This window comes from Streptomyces sp. NPDC015127 (assembly GCF_043080095.1).
Taxonomy (GTDB): domain Bacteria; phylum Actinomycetota; class Actinomycetes; order Streptomycetales; family Streptomycetaceae; genus Streptomyces.
In genome coordinates, this window is record NZ_JBIBVE010000001.1 from 770461 (window position 1) to 793998 (window position 23538).

22 protein-coding genes and 1 pseudogene are annotated in these 23538 nt (G+C 71.0%); 12 read left to right on the forward strand and 11 right to left on the reverse strand.

Features of this window, described 5'->3' with window-relative positions:
• Nucleotides 1-79 precede the first annotated feature (79 nt).
• Nucleotides 80-1825, forward strand: coding sequence for a malto-oligosyltrehalose trehalohydrolase (treZ, locus tag ACF08N_RS03295; protein ID WP_392322883.1), 1746 nt, complete (start codon nt 80-82; stop codon nt 1823-1825).
• A gap of 5 nt (nt 1826-1830) precedes the next feature.
• On the opposite strand, the gene ACF08N_RS03300 is transcribed toward treZ, so the two are convergent.
• The 3 genes from ACF08N_RS03300 to ACF08N_RS03310 form a co-directional block, all read right to left on the reverse strand.
• On the reverse strand, nt 1831-2952 hold the full coding sequence (locus tag ACF08N_RS03300; protein ID WP_392322832.1) for a M24 family metallopeptidase: 1122 nt from the start codon (nt 2950-2952) through the stop codon (nt 1831-1833).
• Nucleotides 2953-3059: 107 nt separating this feature from the next.
• Nucleotides 3060-4031: a hypothetical protein gene (locus tag ACF08N_RS03305; protein WP_392322833.1), complete on the reverse strand. Its 972-nt coding sequence runs from the start codon at nt 4029-4031 to the stop codon at nt 3060-3062.
• 100 nt (nt 4032-4131) lie between these two features.
• Complete coding sequence (locus tag ACF08N_RS03310; protein WP_392322834.1) at nt 4132-4752, reverse strand: nucleoside/nucleotide kinase family protein; 621 nt, start codon at nt 4750-4752, stop codon at nt 4132-4134.
• Nucleotides 4753-4796: 44 nt separating this feature from the next.
• Between ACF08N_RS03310 and ACF08N_RS03315 the strand changes: the two genes are divergently transcribed.
• Both ACF08N_RS03315 and ACF08N_RS03320 read left to right on the forward strand, forming a co-directional pair.
• Nucleotides 4797-5186 carry a VOC family protein gene (locus ACF08N_RS03315; protein ID WP_392322835.1) on the forward strand — a complete coding sequence of 130 codons (390 nt, stop codon included), beginning with the start codon at nt 4797-4799 and terminating at the stop codon, nt 5184-5186.
• The gene (locus ACF08N_RS03320) at nt 5162-5293 is read left to right on the forward strand and encodes a hypothetical protein (RefSeq protein WP_392322836.1); all 132 of its coding nucleotides are present in this window, start codon (nt 5162-5164) and stop codon (nt 5291-5293) included. Before ACF08N_RS03315 ends, ACF08N_RS03320 begins: the two co-directional genes overlap by 25 nt.
• On the opposite strand, the gene ACF08N_RS03325 is transcribed toward ACF08N_RS03320, so the two are convergent.
• A complete protein-coding gene (locus ACF08N_RS03325) occupies nt 5290-6459 on the reverse strand; it encodes a lactonase family protein (protein ID WP_392322837.1) in 1170 nt (389 codons plus the stop codon). The two genes, ACF08N_RS03320 and ACF08N_RS03325, sit on opposite strands and share 4 nt — an antisense overlap.
• Nucleotides 6460-6557: 98 nt before the next feature.
• Here ACF08N_RS03325 and ACF08N_RS03330 point away from each other — a divergent pair, with 98 nt between their 5' ends.
• Together ACF08N_RS03330 and ACF08N_RS03335 are read left to right on the forward strand one after the other, a co-directional pair.
• Complete coding sequence (locus tag ACF08N_RS03330) at nt 6558-7202, forward strand: dihydrofolate reductase family protein (RefSeq protein ID WP_392322838.1); 645 nt, start codon at nt 6558-6560, stop codon at nt 7200-7202.
• A gap of 240 nt (nt 7203-7442) precedes the next feature.
• Nucleotides 7443-9020 carry a substrate-binding domain-containing protein gene (locus tag ACF08N_RS03335; RefSeq protein WP_392322839.1) on the forward strand — a complete coding sequence of 526 codons (1578 nt, stop codon included), beginning with the start codon at nt 7443-7445 and terminating at the stop codon, nt 9018-9020.
• 28 nt (nt 9021-9048) lie between these two features.
• Here the strand turns inward: ACF08N_RS03335 and ACF08N_RS03340 are convergent, their stop codons facing one another.
• Complete coding sequence (locus tag ACF08N_RS03340) at nt 9049-9498, reverse strand: ATP-binding protein (RefSeq protein ID WP_392322840.1); 450 nt, start codon at nt 9496-9498, stop codon at nt 9049-9051.
• Nucleotides 9499-9658: 160 nt separating this feature from the next.
• Here ACF08N_RS03340 and ACF08N_RS03345 point away from each other — a divergent pair, with 160 nt between their 5' ends.
• Together ACF08N_RS03345 and ACF08N_RS03350 are read left to right on the forward strand one after the other, a co-directional pair.
• The gene (locus ACF08N_RS03345) at nt 9659-10501 is read left to right on the forward strand and encodes a Scr1 family TA system antitoxin-like transcriptional regulator (protein WP_392322841.1); all 843 of its coding nucleotides are present in this window, start codon (nt 9659-9661) and stop codon (nt 10499-10501) included.
• On the forward strand, nt 10498-10746 hold the full coding sequence (locus ACF08N_RS03350) for a DUF397 domain-containing protein (RefSeq protein WP_392322842.1): 249 nt from the start codon (nt 10498-10500) through the stop codon (nt 10744-10746). The genes ACF08N_RS03345 and ACF08N_RS03350 overlap by 4 nt, the downstream gene beginning before the upstream one ends.
• Before the next feature lie 38 nt (nt 10747-10784).
• On the opposite strand, the gene ACF08N_RS03355 is transcribed toward ACF08N_RS03350, so the two are convergent.
• The 6 genes from ACF08N_RS03355 to ACF08N_RS03380 all read right to left on the reverse strand — a co-directional run bounded on the left by ACF08N_RS03355 (nt 10785) and on the right by ACF08N_RS03380 (nt 16935).
• Complete coding sequence (locus ACF08N_RS03355; RefSeq protein ID WP_392322843.1) at nt 10785-11672, reverse strand: TIGR03619 family F420-dependent LLM class oxidoreductase; 888 nt, start codon at nt 11670-11672, stop codon at nt 10785-10787.
• Nucleotides 11673-11759: 87 nt separating this feature from the next.
• Nucleotides 11760-12494, reverse strand: a complete 735-nt coding sequence (locus tag ACF08N_RS03360) for a VOC family protein (RefSeq protein WP_392322844.1) — start codon at nt 12492-12494, stop codon at nt 11760-11762.
• A gap of 164 nt (nt 12495-12658) precedes the next feature.
• The gene (locus ACF08N_RS03365; RefSeq protein WP_392322845.1) at nt 12659-13894 is read right to left on the reverse strand and encodes an MFS transporter; all 1236 of its coding nucleotides are present in this window, start codon (nt 13892-13894) and stop codon (nt 12659-12661) included.
• A gap of 2 nt (nt 13895-13896) precedes the next feature.
• Nucleotides 13897-15114, reverse strand: coding sequence for an ATP-grasp domain-containing protein (locus tag ACF08N_RS03370; protein WP_392322846.1), 1218 nt, complete (start codon nt 15112-15114; stop codon nt 13897-13899).
• A 70-nt stretch (nt 15115-15184) separates the two neighbouring features.
• Nucleotides 15185-16417, reverse strand: a complete 1233-nt coding sequence (locus ACF08N_RS03375) for a peptidogalycan biosysnthesis protein (protein ID WP_392322847.1) — start codon at nt 16415-16417, stop codon at nt 15185-15187.
• On the reverse strand, nt 16414-16935 hold the full coding sequence (locus ACF08N_RS03380; protein WP_392322848.1) for a hypothetical protein: 522 nt from the start codon (nt 16933-16935) through the stop codon (nt 16414-16416). Before ACF08N_RS03380 ends, ACF08N_RS03375 begins: the two co-directional genes overlap by 4 nt.
• A 508-nt stretch (nt 16936-17443) precedes the next feature.
• Between ACF08N_RS03380 and ACF08N_RS03385 the strand changes: the two are divergent.
• The 5 genes and pseudogenes from ACF08N_RS03385 to ACF08N_RS03405 all read left to right on the forward strand — a co-directional run.
• Nucleotides 17444-19225, forward strand: a pseudogene (locus ACF08N_RS03385) (AMP-binding protein); the annotation flags it as partial.
• A 24-nt stretch (nt 19226-19249) separates the two neighbouring features.
• Entirely contained in the window at nt 19250-20551 is a 1302-nt protein-coding gene (locus ACF08N_RS03390; RefSeq protein WP_392322884.1) for a condensation domain-containing protein, read from the forward strand.
• A 36-nt stretch (nt 20552-20587) separates the two neighbouring features.
• Nucleotides 20588-21922 (forward strand): lysine N(6)-hydroxylase/L-ornithine N(5)-oxygenase family protein, encoded by a 1335-nt coding sequence (locus ACF08N_RS03395; RefSeq protein ID WP_392322849.1) that lies wholly within the window; start codon nt 20588-20590, stop codon nt 21920-21922.
• Nucleotides 21922-23091, forward strand: a complete 1170-nt coding sequence (locus tag ACF08N_RS03400) for a pyridoxal phosphate-dependent aminotransferase (RefSeq protein ID WP_392322850.1) — start codon at nt 21922-21924, stop codon at nt 23089-23091. The genes ACF08N_RS03395 and ACF08N_RS03400 overlap by 1 nt, the downstream gene beginning before the upstream one ends.
• Nucleotides 23092-23227: 136 nt before the next feature.
• On the forward strand, nt 23228-23538 hold a 311-nt coding region (locus ACF08N_RS03405; protein ID WP_392322851.1), incomplete at its 3' end, for an aminotransferase class III-fold pyridoxal phosphate-dependent enzyme.

The following is a 23538-nucleotide window of genomic DNA, read 5'->3' on the forward strand; positions in this document are numbered from 1 at the left end:
AAGACCCCGGACTTGCCAGGATGGACGGGACATACGGGATCGACGGGACCGGCATCGACGACGAGGGGATGCGCCAGTGCTGTTGTTCGAGGTGTGGGCGCCGCGGGCCGAGGAACGGGTCACGCTGTGGCTGGAGGGCGCCGAGCGCCCGATGGAGCGCGACCAGGGGCGGGCGGGCTGGTGGATCGCCGAGGCCGAGGCGCGCGACGGCGACCGGTACGGCTTCGCCCTGGACGGGGGTCCGCTGCGGCCGGATCCGCGGTCGCGGCGGCAGCCGGACGGCCCGGACGCCCCGAGCGCGGTCGTCGACCACAACACGTACACATGGCGGCAGGAGTGGGCCGGCCGGGATCTGAAGGGCGCGGTCCTGTACGAGCTGCATGTGGGCACCTTCACCCGCGAGGGCACCCTCGACGCCGCGGCGGACCACCTCGCCGACCTGGCCGGTCTGGGCATCACGCATGTCGAGCTGATGCCGCTGTGCCCGTTCCCCGGCGTGCACGGCTGGGGCTACGACGGGGTGGACCCGTGGGCGGTGCACGAGCCGTACGGCGGCCCCGTGGCGCTGAAGCGCTTTGTCGACGCGGCGCACGGGCACGGGCTGGGTGTGCTGCTGGACGTCGTCCACAACCATCTCGGCCCGTCCGGCAACCACCTGCCCGCCTTCGGTCCGTACTTCACCGACACGCACCACACGCCCTGGGGTTCGGCGGTCAATCTGGACGCCCCCGGGTCGGACGAGGTGCGCGCCTTCCTGCTGGGCAGCGCGCTGGCCTGGCTGCGGGACTACCGGATCGACGGGCTGCGGCTCGACGCGGTGCACGCGCTGGCCGACACCCGGGCCCTGACCTTCCTGGAAGAGCTGTCGGCCGCGGTCGACACCCTGGCCGCCGGCCTCCGCCGCCCGCTGTTCCTGATCGCCGAGTCCGACCGGTGCGACCCGCGGACCACGACCCCGCGCGCGGAGGGCGGCATCGGGCTGCACGCCCAGTGGAACGACGACTTCCACCACGCCCTGCACGCCGCGCTGACCGGCGAGTCCCAGGGCTACTACGCCGACTTCGCGCGCGCCCCGATGGCCGCGCTCGCCAAGACGCTGAACCACGTCTTCTTCCACGACGGAACGTTCTCGACCTTTCGCGGCCGCACCCACGGCAGGCCCGTCGACGAGACGACCACGCCCGGCTACCGCTTCCTCGGCTACGCGCAGACCCACGACCAGATCGGCAACAGGGCCCTCGGCGACCGGCTCTCGGCCACGCTCGCACCGGGGCTGCTGGCGTGCGCGGCGACCCTGGTGCTGACGTCCCCGTTCACGCCGATGCTGTTCATGGGCGAGGAGTGGGGCGCGGGCACCCCCTGGATGTACTTCACCGATCACACGGACCCCGATCTCGCCGAGGCCGTACGCGCGGGCAGGCGGCGGGAGTTCGCGGAACACGGCTGGGCCGAGGAGGACGTGCCGGATCCCCAGTCGCCGAGCACCCGGGAGCGTTCGTGCCTGGACCGCGCGGAGCGCGACCGGGAGCCGCACACGTCCCTGCTCGCCTGGCACCGGAAGCTGATCGCCCTGCGCCGTACGCTGCCCGACCTGACGGACCCGGACCTGGCGTCGGTGAAGGTGGCGTACGACGAGCAGGGGCGCTGGATGGCGTACCGGCGCGGTGATGTGCGGGTCGCGGTGAACCTCGGCAAGCAGGCCGCCGCGATCCCGCTGGGCGACGGCGGTCGGGTCGCAGCGGCCTGGGGGGACGTGGAGGTCCCGGACGGGGACGGCCTGTTGCGCCTGGCGCCGGAGAGCTGCGTGGTGCTCGCGGGATCCTGAGCGCGCTACTCGACGATCGCCATCTCGCGCGAGGTGTGGTTGAAGCGGCGGACCCCGTCCTCGGTGACGGTGACGATGTCCTCGATGCGGACGCCGAACCGGCCGGGGAGGTAGATCCCGGGCTCCACGGAGAAGCACATGCCGGGGACGAGCGGCTGCTCCTCGCCCTCGATCATGTACGGCGGTTCGTGGGTGGTGACGCCGATGCCGTGGCCGGTGCGGTGGATGAACAGATCCCCGTACCCGGCCTCCTCGATGATCTCGCGGGCGGCCCGGTCGATCTCCTGGCAGGCGACGCCCGGCCGCACCGCGTCCACCCCGGCCTGCTGCGCCTCGCGCACGACGTCGTGGATGTGCTGTTCGGCGACGGTCGGCTCGCCGACGTGGACGGTACGGGTGGTGTCGGAGCCGTAGCCGTGCTTGAGGCCGCCGAAGTCGAGCACGACCATGTCGCCGTGGACGATCGTGCGGTCGCCGGCCTCGTGGTGCGGGTTGGCTCCGTTGGGGCCCGAGCCGACGACGGTGAAGTCGACCTGCGAGTGCCCGAACCGCAGCAGCAGCGCGGCCAGATCGGCGGCCACGTCGGTCTCCTTGCGGCCCGCGAACGGCACCGTGAGGATCTCGCCGTACGCCTGGTCCGCGGCGGCGCCCGCCGCTTCGAGACGCGCGAGTTCGTGGGCGTCCTTCACCGCGCGGAGCATGGGCAGGGCCTCGGTCAGGGAGACGTACGAGGTGCGGGGCAGCTCGCGCTGGAGGCCGAGCAGGTGCATGGCCCACGTGTTGTCGCTGACCGCGAAGCGGCCCGACACGTCCAGGAGCGGGGCGACGGCAGCGTACGGGTCCTTCCCGTCGGTCCAGTCGCGCACGGTCAGCGCGGGCGCGCCGGGCGCCGCCTCGGCGTCGGGCGCCTCCAGGGTGGGGACGACGAGGACGGGGTCCTGGCCGGCGGTGAGGACGAGGACGGTGAGCCGCTCGGTGCCCACGGGCCGGTAGCCGGTCAGGTGGACGAGATCGGGCCCGGGCGCGACCAGCACCCCGTCGAGCCCGGCGTCGGCCGCGGACTCGGCGGCACGGGTCATCCGGGCGCGGTAGTCGTCGGCGGTGAACGGGGTCGGCGTGCTGGTCATGGGGCCTCCTGCCCGGCCTGCGGTCGTCTCCTCGGACCGTCCTGCCCGCCATCCTCCTTCGGCGAACCGACGGGCGCCAGTGTGGCCAAGGCCGGTCCCGGGGCGGGTCAGCCGTCGTCGCCGGTCCGGCCGCTCTCCTCGGCGACGAGGCGTTCCAGCAGCGCGTGGAACTCCTCGCCGACCGTGATCCGCAGGCCCTCCCCGTCCTCGTCGCGGTCGCTGAGCTGCGTCAGGGTCCCGGCGCGCCACCAGTAGACGTACGGGCTGATGGCGCCGGGGGTGTCCTCGTAGCCGGTGGCCGCGAAGGCGGCCATGCCGTTCAGCGCGGGGATCATGCCGGTGTCGTGGATGGCGTGGAAGGCGAGCTGATGGCGGAACGGCATCGCCACGAGCGCACCGTCGGCCGTCAGCTCCTCGCCGGTGATCTGGCGGACGACGGACTCCAGTGCCAGGACGCGGCTCGCGGTGTAGAAGGAGTCCCCGAGCACGACCTCGAAGCGCATGCCCTCGTCGTCGGCGACGGTCTCGTGGGCCTCGACGGGCAGGCCGCGCAGGTTGTAGAGCGCCTGGTCGCGCAGGTAGGGCAGGTCGCCGAGCGGTTCGAGGGCCTCGTCGGTGAGCATCATGACGCTCTCGGGGAGGTCGAGGGCGAGGATCTCGAAGAGCCCGGGGGCGAGGGGGCGGGCGTAGCCGAAGTTCTTCGGGTCGAGTCCGTCGGCGCCGACGACGCGCGGGTAGAGCTGGGCGCGGATCTGCTCGGTGGACAGGGTCTCCAGGGCGGACGGCGCGTCCATGGTGCGCAGGACCATGCCGACGTGCTGCTGGACCAGTTCGGGCCAGGCACGCGGCCCGCGTTCGTCGTTGTGGCAGACGGCGGCGAGGTTGCCGAGGCCGAACTGGCGGCCCGCGCTGTCGGACACCATGTCCGCGTAGACGGTCACCTCCAGGCCCGCTTCCGCGAACGCCTCGCGCACGAGGCCGCGGAAACGCGCGCCTTCGCCGGCGGAGAAGAAGGCGAACTCCGGGTCCCGGGGCGCATCGCGTCCGTCACGCTTCGGCCCTCGCCGGAACAACCTCACGCCGACCGCCCTTCGTGCTCGTCACTCGTCACATGTCCTTGTTCGAGCCTACAGATCACAGGTGAACAGCGGGGTGGCCAGGTCCCTCGAGGGCGGCCTCTCAGCCGACCGCGACCACGAGGTCGGCCCGGTCGCGGCCCCGGCCGATCAGCCGGGCGTTCGCCTCGTCGGACTCGCGGACCCACCGCTCGGCGTACGGCCGCTCCTTGCCGAAGCGCACATGGCGGTCGACGAGCCTGCGCACGCGGGTCGGCTCGTCGAGTTCCAGGAACCAGATCTCGTCGATCAGGGGGCGTACGCGGGCCCAGGGCCCGTGGTCGTGCAGGAGGTAGTTGCCCTCGGTGACGACGAGGGGGACCTCGGGCCCGACCGGGATGCTGCCCGCGACGGGCTCCTCGATCGTGCGGTCGAAGGCGGGCGCATAGACCGTGGTGTCGGGCTCGGGTGCGCGCAGCCGGGCGAGCAGCGCGGCGTATCCGGCGGCGTCGAAGGTCTCGGGCGCGCCCTTGCGGTGGGCGAGGCCGAGGCGGCGCAGTTCGCTCTGGGCGAGGTGGAAGCCGTCCATGGGGACGAGCACGGCGAGGCCGTCCAGCGCGGCGACGAGGTGCTCGGCGAGGGTGGACTTGCCGGCGCCGGGGGCCCCGGCGAGTCCCAGCAGGCGGCGCCGCCCGGGGACGGCGAGGGCCCGGGCGCGGTCCAGGAGGTGCGGCGGAACGCTCATGGCGTGCATTGTGGCACCCCTGGTGATACGTATAACGTTCTCGCATGCCCGTTATCGCCCTGGTCTCCCTCGTCGTGCGCGACTACGACGAGGCCATCGCCTTCTACACCGGCGCCCTCGGCTTCGACCTCGTCGAGGACACCGGCCGCGGGGACTCCTCGCGCTGGGTGGTGGTCCGCCCGCCCGGCGCCCCGGACGGCACGGGCCTGCTGCTCGCGCGCGCCAAGAACGACGCCGAGCGCGCGAGCGTGGGCGCGCAGACGGGCGGCCGGGTCGGCTTCTTCCTGCACACCGACGACTTCGCCCGCGACCACGCCCGGATGACGGCGGCGGGCGTGCGCTTCCTGGAGGAGCCGCGGCACGAGCCCTACGGCACGGTGGCGGTCTTCGAGGACCTGTACGGCAACAAGTGGGATCTGCTGGAGCCTCAGTAGGCTTCGGCCGCACGACCGAGCCGGACCATGCGCCGCTCGACTCCCACGAGCTGTCCGCCTGCCGGCTGCTGGACGAGGACGCGCCCGAGCCGCCGCCGACGTTCTAGAGCGGCAGCGCGCACGCCGCCGAGGGGAAGCCGAACGCCTGGCCCGCCGGGCGGAGTTCGCCCGTTCGCGCGTCCACGTGGAGGACGGTGACCGTGCCGGAGCGCTGGTTCGCCGCGAAGAGCAGGCCGCCGGACGGCGACAGGGCGATCTGTCGGGGGAAGTCGCCGCCGACCGGCACCGTGTCCAGCAGCCTGAGCCGGGCTCCGCCGGCCTCGACGGCGTACCGGGTGAGCGTGTTGGGACCGCGGTTGGCGTGGTAGGCGTACATGCCGTTCGGCGTGACCACGAGCTGTGCCGGATAGCTGGTGCCGGGGCCGGTGCCGGTGGACTGCGGCTCACCGGGCCGCAGCGTGCCGGTCGCCGGGTCGTAGGCGCAGACGGTCACCGTGTTGTCGAGCTCGTTCGCGAGGTACGCGTGGCGGCCGGAGGGGTGGAAGGTCAGGTGGCGCGGCCCCGAGCCGGGGCGCACGGTCGCGCGCGACACCTCCGTCAGCGTGCCCGCCCGGGTGTCGAGGCGGTAGGTGTACACGGTGTCGGTGCCGAGGTCGACGGCGAGGACGTGGCCGCGGTCGGGGCTGGTGACGATCTGGTGGGCGTGCGGCGATGTGCCGGTGTGCCGGACGAGGTCCGTGCGCTCGCCGAGCGCGCCGGAGTCCTCGATGGGGTGGACGGCGACGCTGCCGGACCCGTAGTTGGCGCTGAGCAGCCAGCGCCCGGTGGGATGCACGGACAGATGGGCGGGCGCGGCCCCGCCCGTGGACCGGCTGCCGAGCACCTGGTGCCTGCCGCCGCCGGCGATCCGCACGGCGGTCACGGCCCCGTCCTCCCGCTCGTTCACGGCGTACAGGGTGCGCCCCGACGGGTGCACGGCCAGGTACGAGGGGTCCCCGACGCCCTCGACGACGCCCGCCCCCGTGACGCGCCCCGTCGTCTCGTCGTACGCGGCGACGCCGATCCCCTTCCCGCCCCCGTCGACGGAGGTGTACGTCCCGAGGTACAACGGCCGGACCCGGCGAGCGCGGGACGTGGGCGTCACCGCCGCCTGGGACCGCGCCCGTGAGCCGGGGTCCTCGGCGGCCGCGCACGCGGGCAGCACGGCCGCGGCGGCGACGGCCGACAGCCCTTGGAGGAAACGACGACGGCCTGTCTCTCCCACGTTGCCCATGCCCGGCAGCCTAGGGGGTGTCCGGGAATCATGGGCGGGGCGATGAGTTTCCCCGGCTTCGGCAGTCCAACCGTCATCGACTACACAGGAGGAGTCACATGAATCAGCTGCTGAGGGTGCAGAACTTCTGTCTCTCGAGTGACGGATTCGGTGCCGGCGAGCACCAGAGCCTGGAGCGACCGTTCGGCCACGCCGATCCCGGGGCCCTGGTCGCCTGGGCCGGCGCCACGGCGAGCTGGCCCAACCGCACCGACCCCGGCGGGAGCCGCGGTCTCGACGACTACTTCACCCGGGACTTCGCCCACAACATCGGCGCCGAGATCATGGGCCGCAACAAGTTCGGTCCGCAGCGCGGTCCCTGGCAGGACCACGAGTGGAAGGGCTGGTGGGGTGAGGAGCCTCCGTTCCACACCCCGGTGTTCGTCATGACCCACCACAAGCGTCCTTCGTTCACGCTCTCCGACACCACGTTCCACTTCGTCGACGGCGACCCGGCCACCGTCCTCGAACAGGCACGGGAGGCGGCGCAGGGCAAAGACGTCCGACTCGGCGGCGGGGCCACCACGATCCGGGAGTTCCTCGACGCCGACCTCGTCGACACCATGCACGTGGCGGTCTCGCAGGTGAAGCTCGGATCCGGGGTACGGCTCTGGGAGTCGCCCGATGAGCTGCTCGACCGCTTCCACCTCGATGTCGTGCCCAGCCCGAGCGGCGTGACGCACCACCTGTTCTGGCGCAAGTGACACGAGGGCCCGGTCCGGGACGTCGGATGCGGTGGATCACGAACGGCCTCCGCCCCAGCACGTCCCGCCACGTCCCGGCCCGGACCGGCCCCGTCCACGGCCAACGCCGGGTGAACGCCCCCCGCCCCTGACGACAGCCCGGTGAATGCCGTCCGAACACTCGCGGCACCCGTCGCAGCCCCCGCCGGCGCGCTCATAACTTTGGCGCACATCTGCATCCGGTCAGCACGGGAGTCGGCGGTGAACGGTTTTCCCTGGGAGTCAACGATCGCCATCCTGGGTCTGGCCATCCCTGTGGCGGCCGCCGCATGGGAGTTCGCGCTCGTCGGCCGCAAGCGGCTCGGCTACCGGATCCAGATGGACACCACCGCACCGGACGCCGGCGAGGCCCCGCACGCCGGAGTGCTGCGGCAGATGCAGCGGGACAACGCCTCCCTGCGCGACCCCTCGTTCGTGCTGCTGCGCATCGAGAACAGCGGCTGGACCCTGATCGACTCCGACGACTACGTCTCGCAGGGCTCCCCCGACGTCGGCATAGAGGTCCGCTTCCCCGGCCGCCGCGTCGTCGGCATGGTCGTGACCGAGATGAGCCACGACTACCTGCGCCGCTCCTTCGTGAACACGCCCCGCGAGGGAGCGCCCGCCGAGGCCGCACCGGGCCTTGAGGTGATCGACGGCCGCATCACCCTCCCGAAGGTCGCCCTCAACCGGGGCAACCACTACAAGGTGCTGGCCGTCCTGGAACGCGAGGCGGAGTTCACCGCCCCGGAGTTCCCCGACCCCGTCGTCGTCGCCGGTATCAAGGGCGGCGTGCACGGGGGGTCGATCCGCAGGACCGCGAGCCATGTGCTCGCCTCGAAGCCCGTGATGATGTTCATCGCCCTGCTGGTCCTCGTGGCCGCCGCCCAGTCCCTCACGACCTTCACCAGGGACGAGGTCCGGGCCGCTCCGCTGGACTGCGCCAAGGGGACGCTGGTCCTCTCCGGCTCCACCGCGTTCGCCCCTGTCGTCCGCGAGGCGGCGAAGCACTACGAGAAGACGTGCCCCGAAGCACGGATCCCCATCACGGAGAACTCGTTCAAGGGCAGTGTCGCCGGACTCGACGCGCTGGCCGCGGCGGGCAGAAAGACCGGGCAGCAGGGCAGCACGGGCCTGCCCGACCGGCTGGCGTTCACCGACGGCGCAAAGAGCGTCCGCCGCCCCCAACTGCTGCCCAGGCCCGTCGCGTTGTCCCTGTTCACCCTGGTCGTCAACAAGGATGCCGGCATCCAGGACCTGTCCCTGAAGCAGGTCAGGGAGATCTACGCGGGGAAGATCACCAACTGGCTCCAGGTGGGCGGCAGCGACCTCCCCGTCCAGCTCGTCAGCCGCAACCCCGGCTCCGGCACCCGCTCCACGCTCGTCCAGCAGGTCCTCGACGGCAAGGAGCTGATGGAGGTCACCCAGGGCGACTGTGCGGCGCTGGACCGGAGCGCGCCGGGTCGCTGCGAGGTCGCCGACACCGGAACCCTGCTGGACACCGTGGCCGCCACCCCCGGCGCCCTCGGCCACAGCGAGGTCGGCGCCACCGTCACCCGCGACGACCTCCGCCAGGTACGGATCGACGGGTACGCCGCCACCCTGGAGGGCGCCGACGACGGCGCGTACCCGTACTGGCAGACCGAGTTCGCCTACACCTACGGGGAGCCGCCCGCCGACTCGATCGCCGCCGGGTTCCTGCGCTACCTGGCGAACGAGGTCGGCAAGGACGTCCTGCGCTCCCAGGGCCACCGCCCCTGCGCCGAGCTGGCCAAGCCGCTCCTGTGCCGTCCCACCTGATCTCCGGCCGGGGCGAATCAGCGCGGGGTCAGCGCGACGGCAGGTCCAGTTCGGCCCGGACGGTCTTTCCGACGGGCACGCGGTCGAGGATCGCCCAGCGGTCGGCCAGGCTCTCCACCAGCAGCAGCCCGCGCCCGCTGTCCGCGACGGCCCCCGGCACCGCGAGCCGGCCCGGACCGGGCGGCCGCCGCTCACCCCGCGTGTCCGAGACCTCGATACGCAGCGTGCCCGGCGAGCGGGTCAGTCTCAGCTCGAAGTCCCGGCCCGGCACGCGCCCGTGCGTGACGGCGTTCGCGGCGAGCTCGGCGACGATCAGCGCGGCGGTGTCGGACGCGTCGCTGCCGTGTGCAAGGCCCCAGGCGTGCAGTTGATGGAGAGCCAGGTGGCGGGCGAGGCGGGCGCCGAGCGGGGTGGAACTGAAGCGCTGGGCGAACGTGCGTACGGTGCCCGGCAGTTTCGGGGTGAGGGGTGAGTGCATGACCTTCACCGTGGCGGGCGCGCGGACATCGCCCCAGATCAGGAACCCGTACGCTCAGTCAGCGTACGGGTACGCGCGGTGGACAGTACGGGTAACTGACCGTGACCATTGAGCAGTTGCGGGGTTGCTCAGCACAGGTACGCGCGGGAGGTGGCCGTAGATGACGGCGGAGACGGCAGGCGGCGGTTCGGGCGGGGAGCCGGAGGTCTCGGACAGCCTGAAGTCCTTCGGGGAGGTGGTCAAGTCCTTCCGGAAGCGGGCGCGCCTGACCCAGGAGGAGTTCGCGCCACGGGTGCGGTACTCGCTGCCGACGGTCGCCTCGATCGAGCAGGGCAGGCGGTTCCCCCCGGCGGACTTCGTCGACCGCGCGGAGGAGGTACTGGACGCGTTCGGCACGATCAGGGGCGCGGCACGGCACCTGTCACGGCGGCCGGGACTGGCGAGCTGGTTCAGGCAGTGGGCGAGCCTGGAGGCGGAGGCGGTGAGCCTCTACACGTACGAATGCCGGTTGATTCCGGGGCTGTTACAGACGGAGGCGTATGCGCGGACGCTGTTCACGAACCAGTTGCCGCCCCTGGGCGACGAGCAGATCGAGGCACAGCTCGTGGCGCGACTGGAGCGCCAGCGGCTGCTGCGGGAGCGGCCGAACACGGCGTACAGCTTCATCCTGGAGGAGCACCTGTTCCGGCGGCGTACGGGCGGGAAGCAGGTCACGCTGGACCTGATCGCCCACATCCTCACGCTCGCCGAACTGCGCAACATCGAGGTCCAGATCATGCCGCTGGTGCGCGAGGACCACGCCGGTCTGCACGGTCCCATGCAACTGCTGGAAACTCCGGACAACCGCTGGCTGGGCTACTGCGAGGGTCAGGAGAACGGCCAGTTCATTCCCGACCCGAAAGTGGTCAGCATGCTCCAGATGCGGTATGCCAGGATGCGGTCACAGGCTCTTACCCTGGAAGACTCCCTGAGCCTGTTGCGGCAGATGCGAGGAGCGGTATGAGCACCACAGAACTGGCCTGGTTCAAGAGCAGCTACAGCAGCGGCTCCGGCGACTCCTGCGTCGAGGTCGCCCTCTCCTGGCACAAGTCCAGCCACAGCGGCGGCTCCGGCGACGACTGCGTCGAAGTCGCCGCCTGCCCCGGCACCGTCCACGTCCGCGACTCCAAGGACACCGAGGGCCCCCACCTCGCCCTCTCCCCCGCCTCCTGGACCGCCTTCGTCCCGTTCGCCGCCGCCCGGGCCTAGAGCGCCGCCGGACCTCCGTCGAGCGCTTCGTCAAGGCATCAGGTCAGCTGCGGCATGACCTCGGCCGCCGCCCACTCCAAGGCTTCCTCGACATGTTCGGCCGCAACAGGCAGCCACAGGGTGCAGGCGGTGAGCCCCGCCTCGGCGAGCCGTCCGAGATCATCGACGACGCTTGCCGCGGTCGGCGCGGCGCCGCCGATCGGCTGTCCCGGTGGAGGGGCCACTGCGGGGATTCCGGGCGGAGTGAGGAATGCTGCCGATGCGAGCGTCATGCGGTCGGCCTTCCCTGTGTCGCCGGCGAGTTCGCGGAGGCGGCGGCGCACATCGGTGACCTGCGCGGCGTCGGCGCCGGTGCCGTACCAGCCGTCGCCGAAGCGCAACGCACGACGCAGGGCGACGTCGCTGTGGCCGCCGACCCACACGGGCGGGCCGCCGGGGGTCACCGGGGGCACCCCCAGGTGTGCGGCGCGCAGCTTCGTGAACGGGCCGTCGAAATCAGCGGGCCGCTCACTCCAGAGAACCCTGGCGGCCGCCAGGTGATCGTCGGTGCGTGCACCGCGCTCGCGGACGGGTACGCCGACGGCTTCGAACTCGTCCGGGTTCCAGCCGATGCCGACGCCCAGGATCAGGCGGCCCTCGGACACGACGTCCAGGGTGGCCGCCTGGTTGGCGAGCACCAACGCCGGGTAATAGGGCGCGACCAGCACGGATGTCAGGAGGCGCAGGCGCGTCGTCGCGCCCGCGACGGCCGACAGCAGGACAAGCGGGTCGGTGTCGAGGCCGAAACCGCTGTCCAGGAGGCGGTTGCCGACCGCTACATGGTCGAAGCCCAGGTCCTCGGCACGGCGTGCGGCACGGAGCGCGGCGGTTCCGTCGTCGAGCGGCCAGCGCGGCTGAAGCGAGACACCAAGACGCAGCAGGGTCATGGGACGGCCTTTCGGGGGCGGTTTCGTCGGCACAGGACGGTTACCGGCCCGCCCTGTCACCCCACCCAACTCCCGTACCGCCTCGTTTCATCCGCCGGCGGAGTGCAGGGGGCGCCCGACACAGAACTCGTTGCCGTCGGGGTCGGCCATGACCACCCGGCTGCCCTCGTCCCGGCCGGTGTCGATCCGCTTCGCCCCCAGGGAGACGAGACGCTCGACCTCCGCCTGCTGATCACCGTCGGCAGATGGTGCGAGGTCGAAACGCAGCCGGTCCCTGCCTGCCCTCGGCATCAGCGGCGGACCGCCCCATGTGACCTTCGGGCCGCCGTGCGGCGAGCGGATCGCGGTCTCCTGGTCCTGGTCCCAGACCAACGGCCAGCCCAGCGCCTCGCTCCAGAAGTACCCGACCTCCTGCGAACCGTCGCACGCAAGCGCTCCGATGAATCCGCAGTCGGCAAGGAAGTTGTTACCCGGCTCGATGACGCAGAACTCATTGCCCTCGGGGTCGGCGAGCACCACATGCCCCTCCTCCGGGAGCTGACCGATGTCGATGTGCCGGGCGCCGAGTCCGAGCGCCCTCGCCACCGTCTGCTGCTGGTCCTCCAGGGACTTGCTCGTCAGATCGAAGTGCATCCGGTTCTGACCGGCCTTCTGCTCCTGGGTCGGGAGAAATCGGATCCGGAACCCAGTGTCGTCGTTCGGCAGGAGGGCGAGGCCGTCGTGGGGATCGTCGGTCAACTCCCACCCCAGGAAGCCGGCCCAGAAGCGCGCGAGGTGGGGCGGGTTGTTCGCATCGAAGAGCGCGAGGAGGTGAGAGGCCATCCCGTTCCGCATCTCCGATCTGGTGACTCGTAGGGGCGGACGGGGCACGTTCTTCCCGCCCATGAGGCGGCAACGCTATGGCGCTCCGGCCGATCAACACAACGGAATTCCATGGCTTGGGCTTGGGCTTGGGCTCGGCTTCGGCTTGGGCTTGGGCCTGCCGTCTACTCGACGGCTGCATGCGTCTTCTCGGCGAGCGGGGCCGCCTGGCGTCGCGGGAAGAGCGCGAACGCCAGCACAGCGAGCACCGCGACCACGGCCAGGAGCACGAACCAGTAGGCGTCCCCGAGTCGGCCCTCGTGTGCGAGGGAGGAGGAGCCGAGGTTGGCCGCCGAGCCACCGAGGGCGATGCACACGCCGATCAGCCCGAAGGCCGTACCGCGCAATGAGGCGTCCACGGTGGCGGCGACCTCGCTGTCGAGACGCGGATCGATGATCACTTCGCCCAGCGAGAACAGCACGACGCCGATGATCAGCAGCACCAGGGAGCCGAACCCGAGCAGCGCGAAGCCGATCCCCATCACCAGCATGCCGCCGGCGACCACGGCGGGCGTGTGCGGCACCTTGCCCATGGGGGCGCTGACCAGGACCTGGAGCGCGACGACCGACACGGCGTTGACGGTGAAGAGGACTCCGGCGTACGCGGGCCCGTGGTGGTCGGCGGCCAGCACCGGCATGGCGTACTCGATGTGGACGTAGCAGAAGCCGAAGGCCGTGGCCGCGCCCGCGATCCACAGGAGGCGCCGGTTGTGGCGCAGCAAGGAGAGAAAACTGCCGATGTGGCCGCGGGAGCGCTGCCGCCCTTGCGGTGACGCCGGAACGTGTGGCGCAAGGCGGCGCAGGCGCCAGAAGGCCGGCACGAGAAGGACGAACACCGCGGCCGTCGCCACCAGGCCGAGCTCGGGCCGGGCCAGCAGGAGCACACTGCCGACCAGCGGGCCCACCGCGAGACCGGCGTTGTTCGCGGCGCTGCGCAGGGAGAAGACGGGTGCCGACGCCGAGGGGTCCCGCAGGAGGGCGACGATCGCGGCCTTGCCGGCGGGGATGTACAAGGCGCTGCCCAGGCCGAGCAGCCCGCACGCGACGATGACGCCGGGGGCGGAGGTGGCGTGGGCGAGCAGGAGGAACGACGCCACGCGGACGGAGAGCCCCAGGCATATTGCCTCGATCGCACCCAGCCGGTCCGCCAGCGCGCCGCCGACCATCATCAACCCGAACTGGGACCAGAGTTTCACCGTCATGGCGACGCCCGCGACCCACGGGGCGAGCCCCTGATGCCCGGTCATGTAGACGGCGAGGTAGGGGACGACGATGCTGCTGCCGAGCGTGATGAAGAAGTTTCCGAAGAGGAGCAGCGTGCACCCCGGCGTGTTTCTGACCAGAGCGAGAGTCTCCCGCATCGTCAGACGCCGACTTCGAGGACGTAGGCGTCGGACAGCTCGTTCAGGCGTCGGTCCATCTCCGCCTCGTCGCGGGCGGTGAAGAAGACCAGTCCGGTCGTGGTCGCGGACGTCAGATCCGGTGGCACCACGTCGCCGACGGACATGGACATCTTCACGGCGACGACGCCGGGGCACGCGGCGAGCTCCGCCTCGGTGCTGAGCCGGGTGATCGTGCCGGGCCGGGTCGGCAGCATCACCGTCGCCAGGATCCCCTCGGGGTCGCGGGGGGCGATGTCGGGGGCCCGGCCGAGCGATGCCTCCCAGAAGGCGTCCCACAGATCGACACCGTGGTGCCGCTGCACGGCTTCGGTGATGCCGCCCCCGCCCGGGCGGCAGGCGATCTCGCCCACGACAAATCCGGAACCCGTCTTGAACAGTTCCAGGTGGGTCACTCCGTCGGTCAGCCCGAGCGCGCGGACGACCTCGGCGTTGAGTTCCGTGACGGCGGTGAAATCCTCGTGATCCTGCGGAAGGAGGTAGGAACCGCTGAACGTGTCGATCTGCCCGAGAATGGGGGAGAAATAGCGTGACGGGGCGGCGAATACCACCTTTCCGTCACGGACGACAGCGTCGCAGTGATACTCGTGGTCCATTTCGATGAACTGTTCCACGATGAGGGGGATCGTGCTGTTCCGGATTTCGTCCCCGGTGGGGCCGGAGACGAGCCGCACATGGTCCTCCGGAGAGTCCAGTACGGTCACGCCCATGCAGCCGCCGCCGAAAACGGGCTTGGACACACAGGGCCAGCCCGTGTGCGCGGCCGCGTCCGGTACGTCGTCCACCTTCATCACCTGTCGGAAAGCCGCGGTGGGAAGTCCGGCGGCCGCCAGGCGCTGCTTCATGATGAACTTGTTGGAGAAGGCCAGGGACATGTCATAACTGTCGCCCGGAATACCCAGGGTGGAGCGCACATAGCCGGCTGACGGTACGGCGAGTTCCACGGGAGAGACGATGCGGTCGACGGGGTCCTTCCTGGACAGCTCCAGAACGGTTTCCAGGACCAGTCCCGGATCGCGCACACTGGCTATCTCCTGGACCGTGACCGACGGACCGAATACGTGGGTGTGTCCCTGGTCGACGATCACCGTGATGCGCAGATCGTCCGACTTCTGCAACAGGCGCAGGGGCAGCGCGCGGCGCTTCGTGGCGAGTACGACGACATGAGAGGTCTTGGGCATGGCTTCTTTCGTGCCGATTCCATACGGGTGGTGAGCCGTGACGGCCCCGGGCTTCACATCGGTGGCCGGTTCAGAGCAGTCCGGCTTCCTGCCAGGAGGTGCGTTCCCAGTAAGGGAGAGGCAAGGCCCCCTGAACGCCGCCGAAACGGCTTTCCAGCTCGGCCAGCTGCTCACTGTTGCGCCGCCGGGCGTCCTCGCTCCGCACGACGCCGTCGGGGAAGGACATCATCGAGAAACGGGGCTCCAGAATCGCGCCGCGCCGCACCTTGGCGTCACTCGTCTCCAGGCTGAACCGGATCGCCTTCACGCCGTTCCTGATCGCGTGGCGAATGGGCTCGTAGAAGGCGAGGGTGAAATAGGCGCCGGCTTCTTCGGGGATCCTGTCGTAGTCGAAACCGACGATCCGGAAGTACAGTTCGTCCTTCCAGGAATAGAGCAGGGAGAAGCCGGTGATCTCCGAGTCCTGGCGGATCGTGAGGCACAGCGGCTCGTCACCGAATACCTCCGCCTGCCGGCCGATGTGGGCGCGCAGCCTGCGCTCCGAACTGTTGGCCCCGTACCGCCGGTTCAGATTGGCGAGGAGGGTCGCCATCCGCGAGTAGTCCCTGCTCAGGCTGCCGTGCTCGACGACCAGACCGGACGCCTCGAACGCCGCGAGGTCCTTGCGGACCGCCCGGCGGCGGCTGCTGCTCAGCGTGTCCAGGTAGGCGTCGAAGCTGTCCCAGACGACGGGAAGCACCGTGTCGCCCGCGGCCAACTGCGGTGTCGCGGAGGGGGCGGCGACCGAGGAGAGCGTCTGGGCGGTGGAGGCGTCCGTGTACAGGAGCGACAAGCTCCGCGCCGTGTCCGACATCGCCTCCCGGCAGGCATCGACGAGGCATCTCACGGCATCCGCGCGGGTCGCCTCGTCGAGGTCCGGCGCGACCGGGATCCGGGTGGTGTAGCCGGCGCGCCCGCCGAGGAGCACCGCGGGATAAAGGCTGTCGCGGGGAATGTCCGGCCGCAGGCTTTCGATTTCCAGCGCGAGACAGGGGTCGTACGGCTTGTCGGGCGGGGCCTCGTCCGTGGTGTAGAAGGGAAGCCCGGCCAGCAGCCGTCCGTCTTTGTCGCGTACGACGACGTACCGGGCACGGAAGGTGTCGTGCACTTCGGCGACGCGGAGCCATTTGTGGCTGCTGTAGAAATCCCCGGGACCGAGCAGGGCGTCCCATTCCGACTCCCCGACGGACCGCAGGTCGTCGCACACCGACACGTGCCAGTCGTGCGCCGTCCGCGCATCCGCCGTTGCGCTGTTCGCTTTCACACCCACTCCTCGGGGTCGGATGCGGAGTTACCGTTCCGGGCGTACCGCCCTTGTTCCACGATTGCCGCGTGCTCGACTTCCTCGAATCCCTCTCGCGGGACGAGGAGGACGGTATTGCCGTCCGGCCGGGACACGAGGCTCACCCGTTCCAGATCGCAACCGGTCGAGCGCATGCGTGCGAGGAGACTCCTCCTTGCTCCGCGACCCGGGAGACGTAAATCGATACGGGTCACCTGCCGGTCGACACGGATGCGGGAGCATGCGGAGCCCCGGGCATGATGCCGAAGCGGTCCGAGCACCCGGTGGAGATCGACCGCGGACAGCAGGAAAGACACGTCGACACGTCCGGAATTCCGGGCTGCGTCCTCAGCGTCCTCCGCCCAGACCATTTCCACGGCAGGACCGGCCCCGACGATTCCTTCGAACGCCCGGGATATGTGCTCGTCGTCCCGGGGAACGCCCATCAGGGTCACCCGCGCCGGCTCGTACGGGTCGGCGGAATGCGCTGACTGATCCACGTCGAAGACTCCTAGGCGTCCAATGGGCCGCGCGTAGAGGCCGGTTCACAGAGCCGTCACGGCGAGATGCAGTAACTCAGTAGTACTTCAAGGGGTTTGACGACGTCAACGCGATTCGCGAGCGGCGGGCGATGTGATCATGATCACGTATGATGCGGTGTCATCTCAGCTGGTGGACATGGCAAAGTCGCTCACGGCACGCCGGTCGCGGCACCCGTAGCGGTGGTCGCGCCGGGTGGCCGGGAGTGCGTCACCTGCCGAAGAGCGGTCGGTATGCGAAACACGACGCAAACGGGGCTTCACGGACTTCACCGCCTCCGTTGACCGATACCTTTCGCGTTTCCCCCGGTACCCGCATGCCCGAATCCTTTTGGCTGCCTTCCATCGGTCGTTCATTTCATACAAGAAAGATGTCGCCACAATGCGTACCGGCGCCAATGCGTCCAGGAAACCGTCGGCAGGCGGCGGCGATCCGTCCAGCTCGGTCGTCACTCTCTTCGAGGCGGCCGCGCTGCGTGATCCCGCCGCCCGGGCCGTGGAAGGGCCGGGCGGCGCGACCCTCACCTACGGCCAACTCCGTTCACGTATGCACCTGATCGCCTCCGGGCTGCTGCGCCACGGCCTGGCCCCGGGAGAGGTGGTGGCCGTACGCGGCAGAAGCTCAACCGACTTGGTGGCGGCGGCACTTGGTGTCCTGTGGGCGGGCGGCGTCCTGCTGCTGGTCGACGAGAACCTGCCGGAACCGCGACGCGCTCTCCTGCTGGACCGCGCGCGGCCGGCGATCAGGCTGACGACCGGCGTGCCGGAGCCGGGGACCGGGGAACTCACGGTCACCGCCCTTGAGCCGTCCACGCCTCAGGCCGCCTCTCCGGTCGCCGCCGGGACGGAGCCGGAGCGCACCGAGGCCGCGTACGTCTTCTTCACGTCGGGCTCCACCGGCACGCCCAAGGGCATCCTCGGCAGCCACCGCGGTCTGGCCCACTTCATCACCTGGGAGATCGACGCCCTGCGGGCCGGACCCGGGGACCGCGTCGGCCAGCTCACCAGCCTGTCCTTCGACGTGGTCCTGCGGGACCTGTTCCTGCCGCTGTGCTCCGGCGCGACGCTCGTCCTCCCGGAGGAGCCTGGCCGCCTCAACGGCCGGACCGTCCTGCCATGGCTGCGGAACGCCGGCATCACCGTCCTGCACACCGTCCCCTCCCTGGTGCGCAGTTGGCTGCGGACGCCCACGGACCCCGGCACCTCCCCGACCCTGCGCGCGACCTGCTTCGCCGGCGAACCTCTCACCGGCGAACTGGCCTCGCGCTGGCAGGAGCGGACCGGCGGGGGCGACGTCTGGAACCTCTACGGGCCCACCGAGACCACCCTCGCGAAGTTCGCCTACCGCGTGCGCGGCGACGAGGAGCCCGGCGTCCTGCCGGTCGGCAGTCCGCTGCCGGAGTGCGAGGTACGGCTCCTGGACGCGGCCGGCTCCCCGGTGAGCGGCGGGGTCCCGGGCGAGGTGGTGCTGCGCACCCCGCACCGCAGCCTGGGCTACCTCGACGGGCAGGGAAAACCCACGGGGGGATTCCGGCAGGACCCGGAAGGGGAGCCGGGTGACTGGCTCTACCACACCGGTGACCTCGCGACCCGACTCCCCGACGGGCGTTACGTCGTTCGCGGACGCATGGACGACCAGGTGAAGATCCAGGGCGTCCGGATCGAGCCCTCCGAAGTGGCCGCCGCCGTCCGCACGGCAGCGCGACCGCTCGGCGGAGGCGATGCCTTCGCCCTGGCCGTGGAGGCCGCCGGCGGCTCCGAGGCTTCCGGCGCGCCGGGCGCTCCAGGCGCTCCAGGCGCCCCAGGGGTGAAGACCCTGGTCGCCTTCGTCGAGGGCGGACTGGGCGCCGACGCGGTCGAGCACGTCGTCGACGAGCTGCGACGCTCCCTGCCCCTGCCCATGGTCCCGGCCCTCCTCCACCCCGTCGAGGAACTGCCGCTCACCTCCAACGGCAAAGTGGACCGCGCGAGCCTGCGGCAGCAGGCCCTCGCTCTCCTCGCGGAACGCGGCAGGGCCCGGTCCGCCGATGAGCGGGCTCACGACGAGGACCCCGACCCCCTCCTGAGCACGGTGCGCTGGGCGATGGCCACGGCCCTCGACGTGGGCACGGTGCAGCCCGGCGACAACTTCTTCACCCTCGGCGGGGACTCGCTCGCCGCGGCGGAACTGTCCGCGATCCTCGAGGAGAAGGAAGGGATCGCCCCCCTCGGCCACACGACCCTGCTGTCCGCCCCGACCCCCCGGGCGCTCGCCGACGCCCTTCGCGACGGCGGAATGCGTCGCGACCGACAGCCCGGCGACGCCCCCGAACTGCCCCAGGTGCCACGGGTCGGACAGCCCTATCCGCTCTCCCCTCAGCAGCGGCGGTTCGCCGCCTTCTACCTGGCCGACGCCACGCGCAGCTGGGCCAACGTCCAGCTGCGACTGGCCCTGCCGGCGGCAGCGGACACGGAGCTCGTCCGTACGGTGCTCCGTCTCCTCGTCGCGCGGCACCCGAGCCTGCGGACCCGGTTCACCCACGACGGCGAGGAGGTCCGGCAGACGGTCGCGGCACCCGCCGACGTGCCCCTGGACCTCGTGGAACGCCACGCCGACCCGGCCTCGGTGGCGCGCGAACTCATCGCCGTTCCCGTGCCCCTGACCGGCGGCCTCCCCTACGTGACCCACCTGGTCCGGCATCCGGCGGGCGACGAGCTCGTCCTCGTCCTGAACCACATGGTCACCGACGGCACCTCGCAGGAGATCCTGCGCACCGACTTCGCGCACATCACCGGCCACCTGTGGGACGGAGCGCCGCTCCCCGCCGTCCCGCCCGCGCCCGCCTACGCCGAGTACGCGCGGCACCGGAGCGCGGCCGAACCGGCGGAGTCCGAGCGGCTGTGGGACTTCTGGCAGAACGAACTGGCCGGTGTCCGGCCCACGTGCCTGCCGCGCGAGGGCATCGCCGCGCCCCGGCCGGGCCAGGACACGGAGCTGACCAAGGGTGCCTTCACGGCCCTTCGCCTCGACGCCGGGCCCGAGCGGCTCGCCGCCCTCGCCGCCCGGCACCAGTGCACGTCCTTCGGCGTCCTGATGGGGCTGTTCACCCGGGCGCTCACCGCACGGCTGGAACGGGACGACGCGGTACTCCTGGTCCCCACGACCGGCCGGGAACCGGCGACCGCGACCGTGGTGGGGAACTTCCACAACATCCTTCCCGTCCGCGTCCGCCGTGCCGAGGACCTGGCCGGCACCGTGCGCGGCGCCCAGGCCGCACTCGCGCGCTCGCTCGACCACCAGTGGATGCAGCTGGACCACCTCGTGGAGCGGCTCGGCATGCACCCCGCCGACGATCCCTATCCGCTCAGCAGCGTGCTGTTCAACGCGATCCCGGGCGCGAGCCCCCTGCTGCCCGCGGATGCCGCCGAAGCGGCCGGACCCCTGCCGTACGACGTGCGGTACGACCTCATGGGCGTCGTGCGCACGGAAGCCCACAGCCTGGTGCTGGAACTCCACTACCGGTCGGCCTTGATGACACCGGACTCCGCCGGGCAGTTGCTGCAGGCGTTCGCCGCCCAGCTGACTCCGCAGAGCTGAGCCAAGCACCCCGAACCGACAGACGAGGAGTCTGACATGTCCCGACACGATGCCGACATCATCGGTGTGGGGTTCGGCCCCGGGAACATCTCCCTGGCCGTCGCCCTGCGGGAGCGATACCCCCACCTCCGTGCGATCTTCCTGGAAGGCCGGCCCGGTCCCACCTGGCAGCCCGGCATGCTGATCGACGGCTCCGACATCCAGAACAACCCGGTCCGCGACCTGGTGACCCCTGCCAACCCCCGCAGCCGCTTCAGCTTCATCAACTACCTCCACGAGACCGGGCGCTTCTTCTCCTACCTGAACCTCGGACTGCACTACCCGCTCCGCAAGGAGTACGCCGCCTACGTCGAGTGGGTGGCGCGCACCCTCGACGCCGACGTGCGCTACAGCACCAAGGTGACCGGCATCCGCCGGGACGCCTCGCACGGGGGCACCGGCGTGGTCGAGCTGGCGGACGGCACCGAACTCCGCGCGCCCGTCGTCGTCGCCGCACCCGGCCGGACGCCCTACGTCCCGGACCCCTTCGCCGATGCCGACGACCCCCGAGTGGTCCACTTCACCCACTACAACCGGGCCCTTGAACGGCTGGAGGGCGTGGAGCAGCCGCGGATCGCCGTCGTCGGCGGCAGCCAGAGCGCCGTGGAACTGCTGCTGGACCTCCGCAGCCGCCTCCCGCACGCCCGGGTGCACGGGATCCTGCGTTCCTTCGGGTTCCGGCAGAAGGACACGAGTCCCTTCATGGACCACGTCTACTTCCCCGAGTTCGTCGACTACTACTACGCGGCCTCCGAGGCGTCGAAGCGCGAGCTCAACGCCGATCTGAGGTACACCAACTACTCCGCCGCGGACATCGACGTCGTGCACGAGCTCTACCTGCGCCTCCACGAGGACCGGCTCGACAACCGCGAGCACACCCGGGTCATCGGCAACACGTTGATCGCCGCGTGCCGGCCCGAGCCCGACGCCGTACGGCTGTCGCTCACGGAACGCCACACCGGTGACACCTCGGAGCTGGCGGCGGATCTCGTCATCCTGGCCACGGGCTTCCGCGACCTCGGATCCCGCGCGGAGGGCCAGGAGTTCCTGCCGCCCCTGCTCCACTCCTTCGAGGACTGCGCCCAGGTCACCGAGTCCGGCCGGGCCGCCGTCACCCGCGACTACCGCCTCGCCATGGCCCCGGAGGCCGGCGACGCGCCGCAGGTCTACCTCAACGGCCTGTGCGAGTCCTCCCACGGCATGGGCGACGCCGGTTCCTTCAGCCTGCTCGCCCTGCGGGCCAAGGAGATCGCGTCCTCGATCGCCGCCCATCTGGAGAAGCAGGCGGGCGACGACAACTACACGTACCTCCACACCAGGAAGGCCCAGTAATGCCCCCGCTCTCCCAGCGATCCCAGGCGTTCCAGCCCCAGCCCATGTTCGAGATCCTCGCCGCCGCACAGGACCTCGAAGCCCAGGGGCACCCGGTCCTCCACCTGGAGATCGGCGACACCAAGGGATTCACCAACCCCCATATCGTCAGCACGCTGCAGGAGCTGTCGCAGAACCCCTCGCTGGGCTACATCGCCTCCGGTGGCATGCCGGAGATCCGGGGCGCCTTCGCGCGGCAGTACACGCAGGAGAAGGGCGTCGCGTTCGCCGCGGACAACGTCGTCGTCGCCCCGGCCAACGCGCTGATCAGCCAGTACCTCGGCGTGACCTGCGACCCGGGCGACGCGGTGCTGCTGCCGGACCCCGGCTTCCCGACCTACTTCCTGGCCGCGCGGTACAACGGGCTGCGGATCGTCACCTACCCGCTGGACCCGGAGACGGGCTGGAACCCCGACCCGGCCCAGGTGGAGCGGCTGATCAGCGAGGACCCGGGCATCCGGGCCATGATCGTCAACTCGCCGTCCAACCCCCTGGGCACGGTGATGGACCCGGAGCGGCTCGACGCCCTCCTCGACATCGCGGAGCGGAACGGGCTGCACTGCCTGCTCGACGAGACCTACAAGAACCTCGTCTTCGCGGGGGACCTGGAGCCGCTGCCCCACCGTTCCTCCACCACGTACCTGTACTCGCTCTCCAAGGACGCCGCCGCACCGGGCCTGCGGGTCGGCTGCGCCGTCAGCGAGGACACCGGACTGATAGCCAAGCTCGTCGACTACAGCTCGCTGTTCTTCTCGTGCGGCCCGGGCCTCATGCAGCAGGTGGCCGCCTCGTACATCTCGCGTCCAGACGCGCTGGCCTTCGCTCGCGAGATCCGCACGGAGACGTCGTCGCGTGTCGCCCTCGTGGAGAAGATCCTCGGGGACGTGGACGGGCTCAGTTACATCCGGCCCAGCGCGACGTTCTTCGTGTTCCTGAACATCTCCTGCACGGGCCTCGACTCGCGGGCCTTCGCCTACGAACTGCTGCGGGAGAGGCAGGTCTGCGTGTGCCCGGGCGACTCCTTCGGGCAGCAGGGCGAGGGCCACGTCCGGGTGACGCTCACCGGCGACCGGCAGGAACTCGAAGAAGGCATGCGCCGGCTCGCGGACTTCGTCCGGGCGCGCAGCTGACCGCAGCCGGGTACACCGGGCGGGCACCGCTTCCTCTGGGGGAACAGCGGTGCCCTCCCGTCCGGGAGCCGCACCGGTCCTCGCGCCCCGCGGCTCCCGCCCCCACACCCTCAGACCACCCCCCTCGGGAGATCAGATGACCACCGCCCCGTCCGCCCGCCCGTCGCCCACCACCCTCAACGGACAGTCCTTCGGACTGACTCCTCCCGACCTGAGCGTCTTCGACAGCCTCGAGTCGGAGGTGCGCAGCTACTGCCGCGGCTGGCCCGCCGTGTTCGACCGCGCGCAGGGCAGCCGTATGTACGACGAGGACGGCCGCGCCTACCTGGACTTCTTCGCCGGTGCCGGCGCCCTCAACTACGGGCACAACAACCCTGTCCTGAAACGGGCGTTGATCGACTACATCGAGCGTGACGGCATCACGCACGGCCTGGACATGGCGACCAC

What these genes read in the sequence shown, in the direction of transcription:
- ACF08N_RS03340 (WP_392322840.1), bottom strand. Translation starts at nt 9,498, where the DNA reads ATGCACTCACCCCTCACCCCGAAACTGCCGGGCACCGTACGCACGTTC.
- ACF08N_RS03325 (WP_392322837.1), bottom strand. Translation starts at nt 6,459, where the DNA reads ATGGGCAACGTGGGAGAGACAGGCCGTCGTCGTTTCCTCCAAGGGCTG.
- ACF08N_RS03370 (WP_392322846.1), bottom strand. Translation starts at nt 15,114, where the DNA reads ATGCCCAAGACCTCTCATGTCGTCGTACTCGCCACGAAGCGCCGCGCG.
- ACF08N_RS03330 (WP_392322838.1), top strand. Translation starts at nt 6,558, where the DNA reads ATGAATCAGCTGCTGAGGGTGCAGAACTTCTGTCTCTCGAGTGACGGA.
- ACF08N_RS03345 (WP_392322841.1), top strand. Translation starts at nt 9,659, where the DNA reads ATGACGGCGGAGACGGCAGGCGGCGGTTCGGGCGGGGAGCCGGAGGTC.
- ACF08N_RS03395 (WP_392322849.1), top strand. Translation starts at nt 20,588, where the DNA reads ATGTCCCGACACGATGCCGACATCATCGGTGTGGGGTTCGGCCCCGGG.
- ACF08N_RS03400 (WP_392322850.1), top strand. Translation starts at nt 21,922, where the DNA reads ATGCCCCCGCTCTCCCAGCGATCCCAGGCGTTCCAGCCCCAGCCCATG.
- ACF08N_RS03360 (WP_392322844.1), bottom strand. Translation starts at nt 12,494, where the DNA reads ATGGCCTCTCACCTCCTCGCGCTCTTCGATGCGAACAACCCGCCCCAC.
- ACF08N_RS03390 (WP_392322884.1), top strand. Translation starts at nt 19,250, where the DNA reads ATGCGTCGCGACCGACAGCCCGGCGACGCCCCCGAACTGCCCCAGGTG.
- ACF08N_RS03350 (WP_392322842.1), top strand. Translation starts at nt 10,498, where the DNA reads ATGAGCACCACAGAACTGGCCTGGTTCAAGAGCAGCTACAGCAGCGGC.
- ACF08N_RS03300 (WP_392322832.1), bottom strand. Translation starts at nt 2,952, where the DNA reads ATGACCAGCACGCCGACCCCGTTCACCGCCGACGACTACCGCGCCCGG.
- ACF08N_RS03315 (WP_392322835.1), top strand. Translation starts at nt 4,797, where the DNA reads ATGCCCGTTATCGCCCTGGTCTCCCTCGTCGTGCGCGACTACGACGAG.
- ACF08N_RS03355 (WP_392322843.1), bottom strand. Translation starts at nt 11,672, where the DNA reads ATGACCCTGCTGCGTCTTGGTGTCTCGCTTCAGCCGCGCTGGCCGCTC.
- ACF08N_RS03310 (WP_392322834.1), bottom strand. Translation starts at nt 4,752, where the DNA reads ATGAGCGTTCCGCCGCACCTCCTGGACCGCGCCCGGGCCCTCGCCGTC.
- ACF08N_RS03365 (WP_392322845.1), bottom strand. Translation starts at nt 13,894, where the DNA reads ATGCGGGAGACTCTCGCTCTGGTCAGAAACACGCCGGGGTGCACGCTG.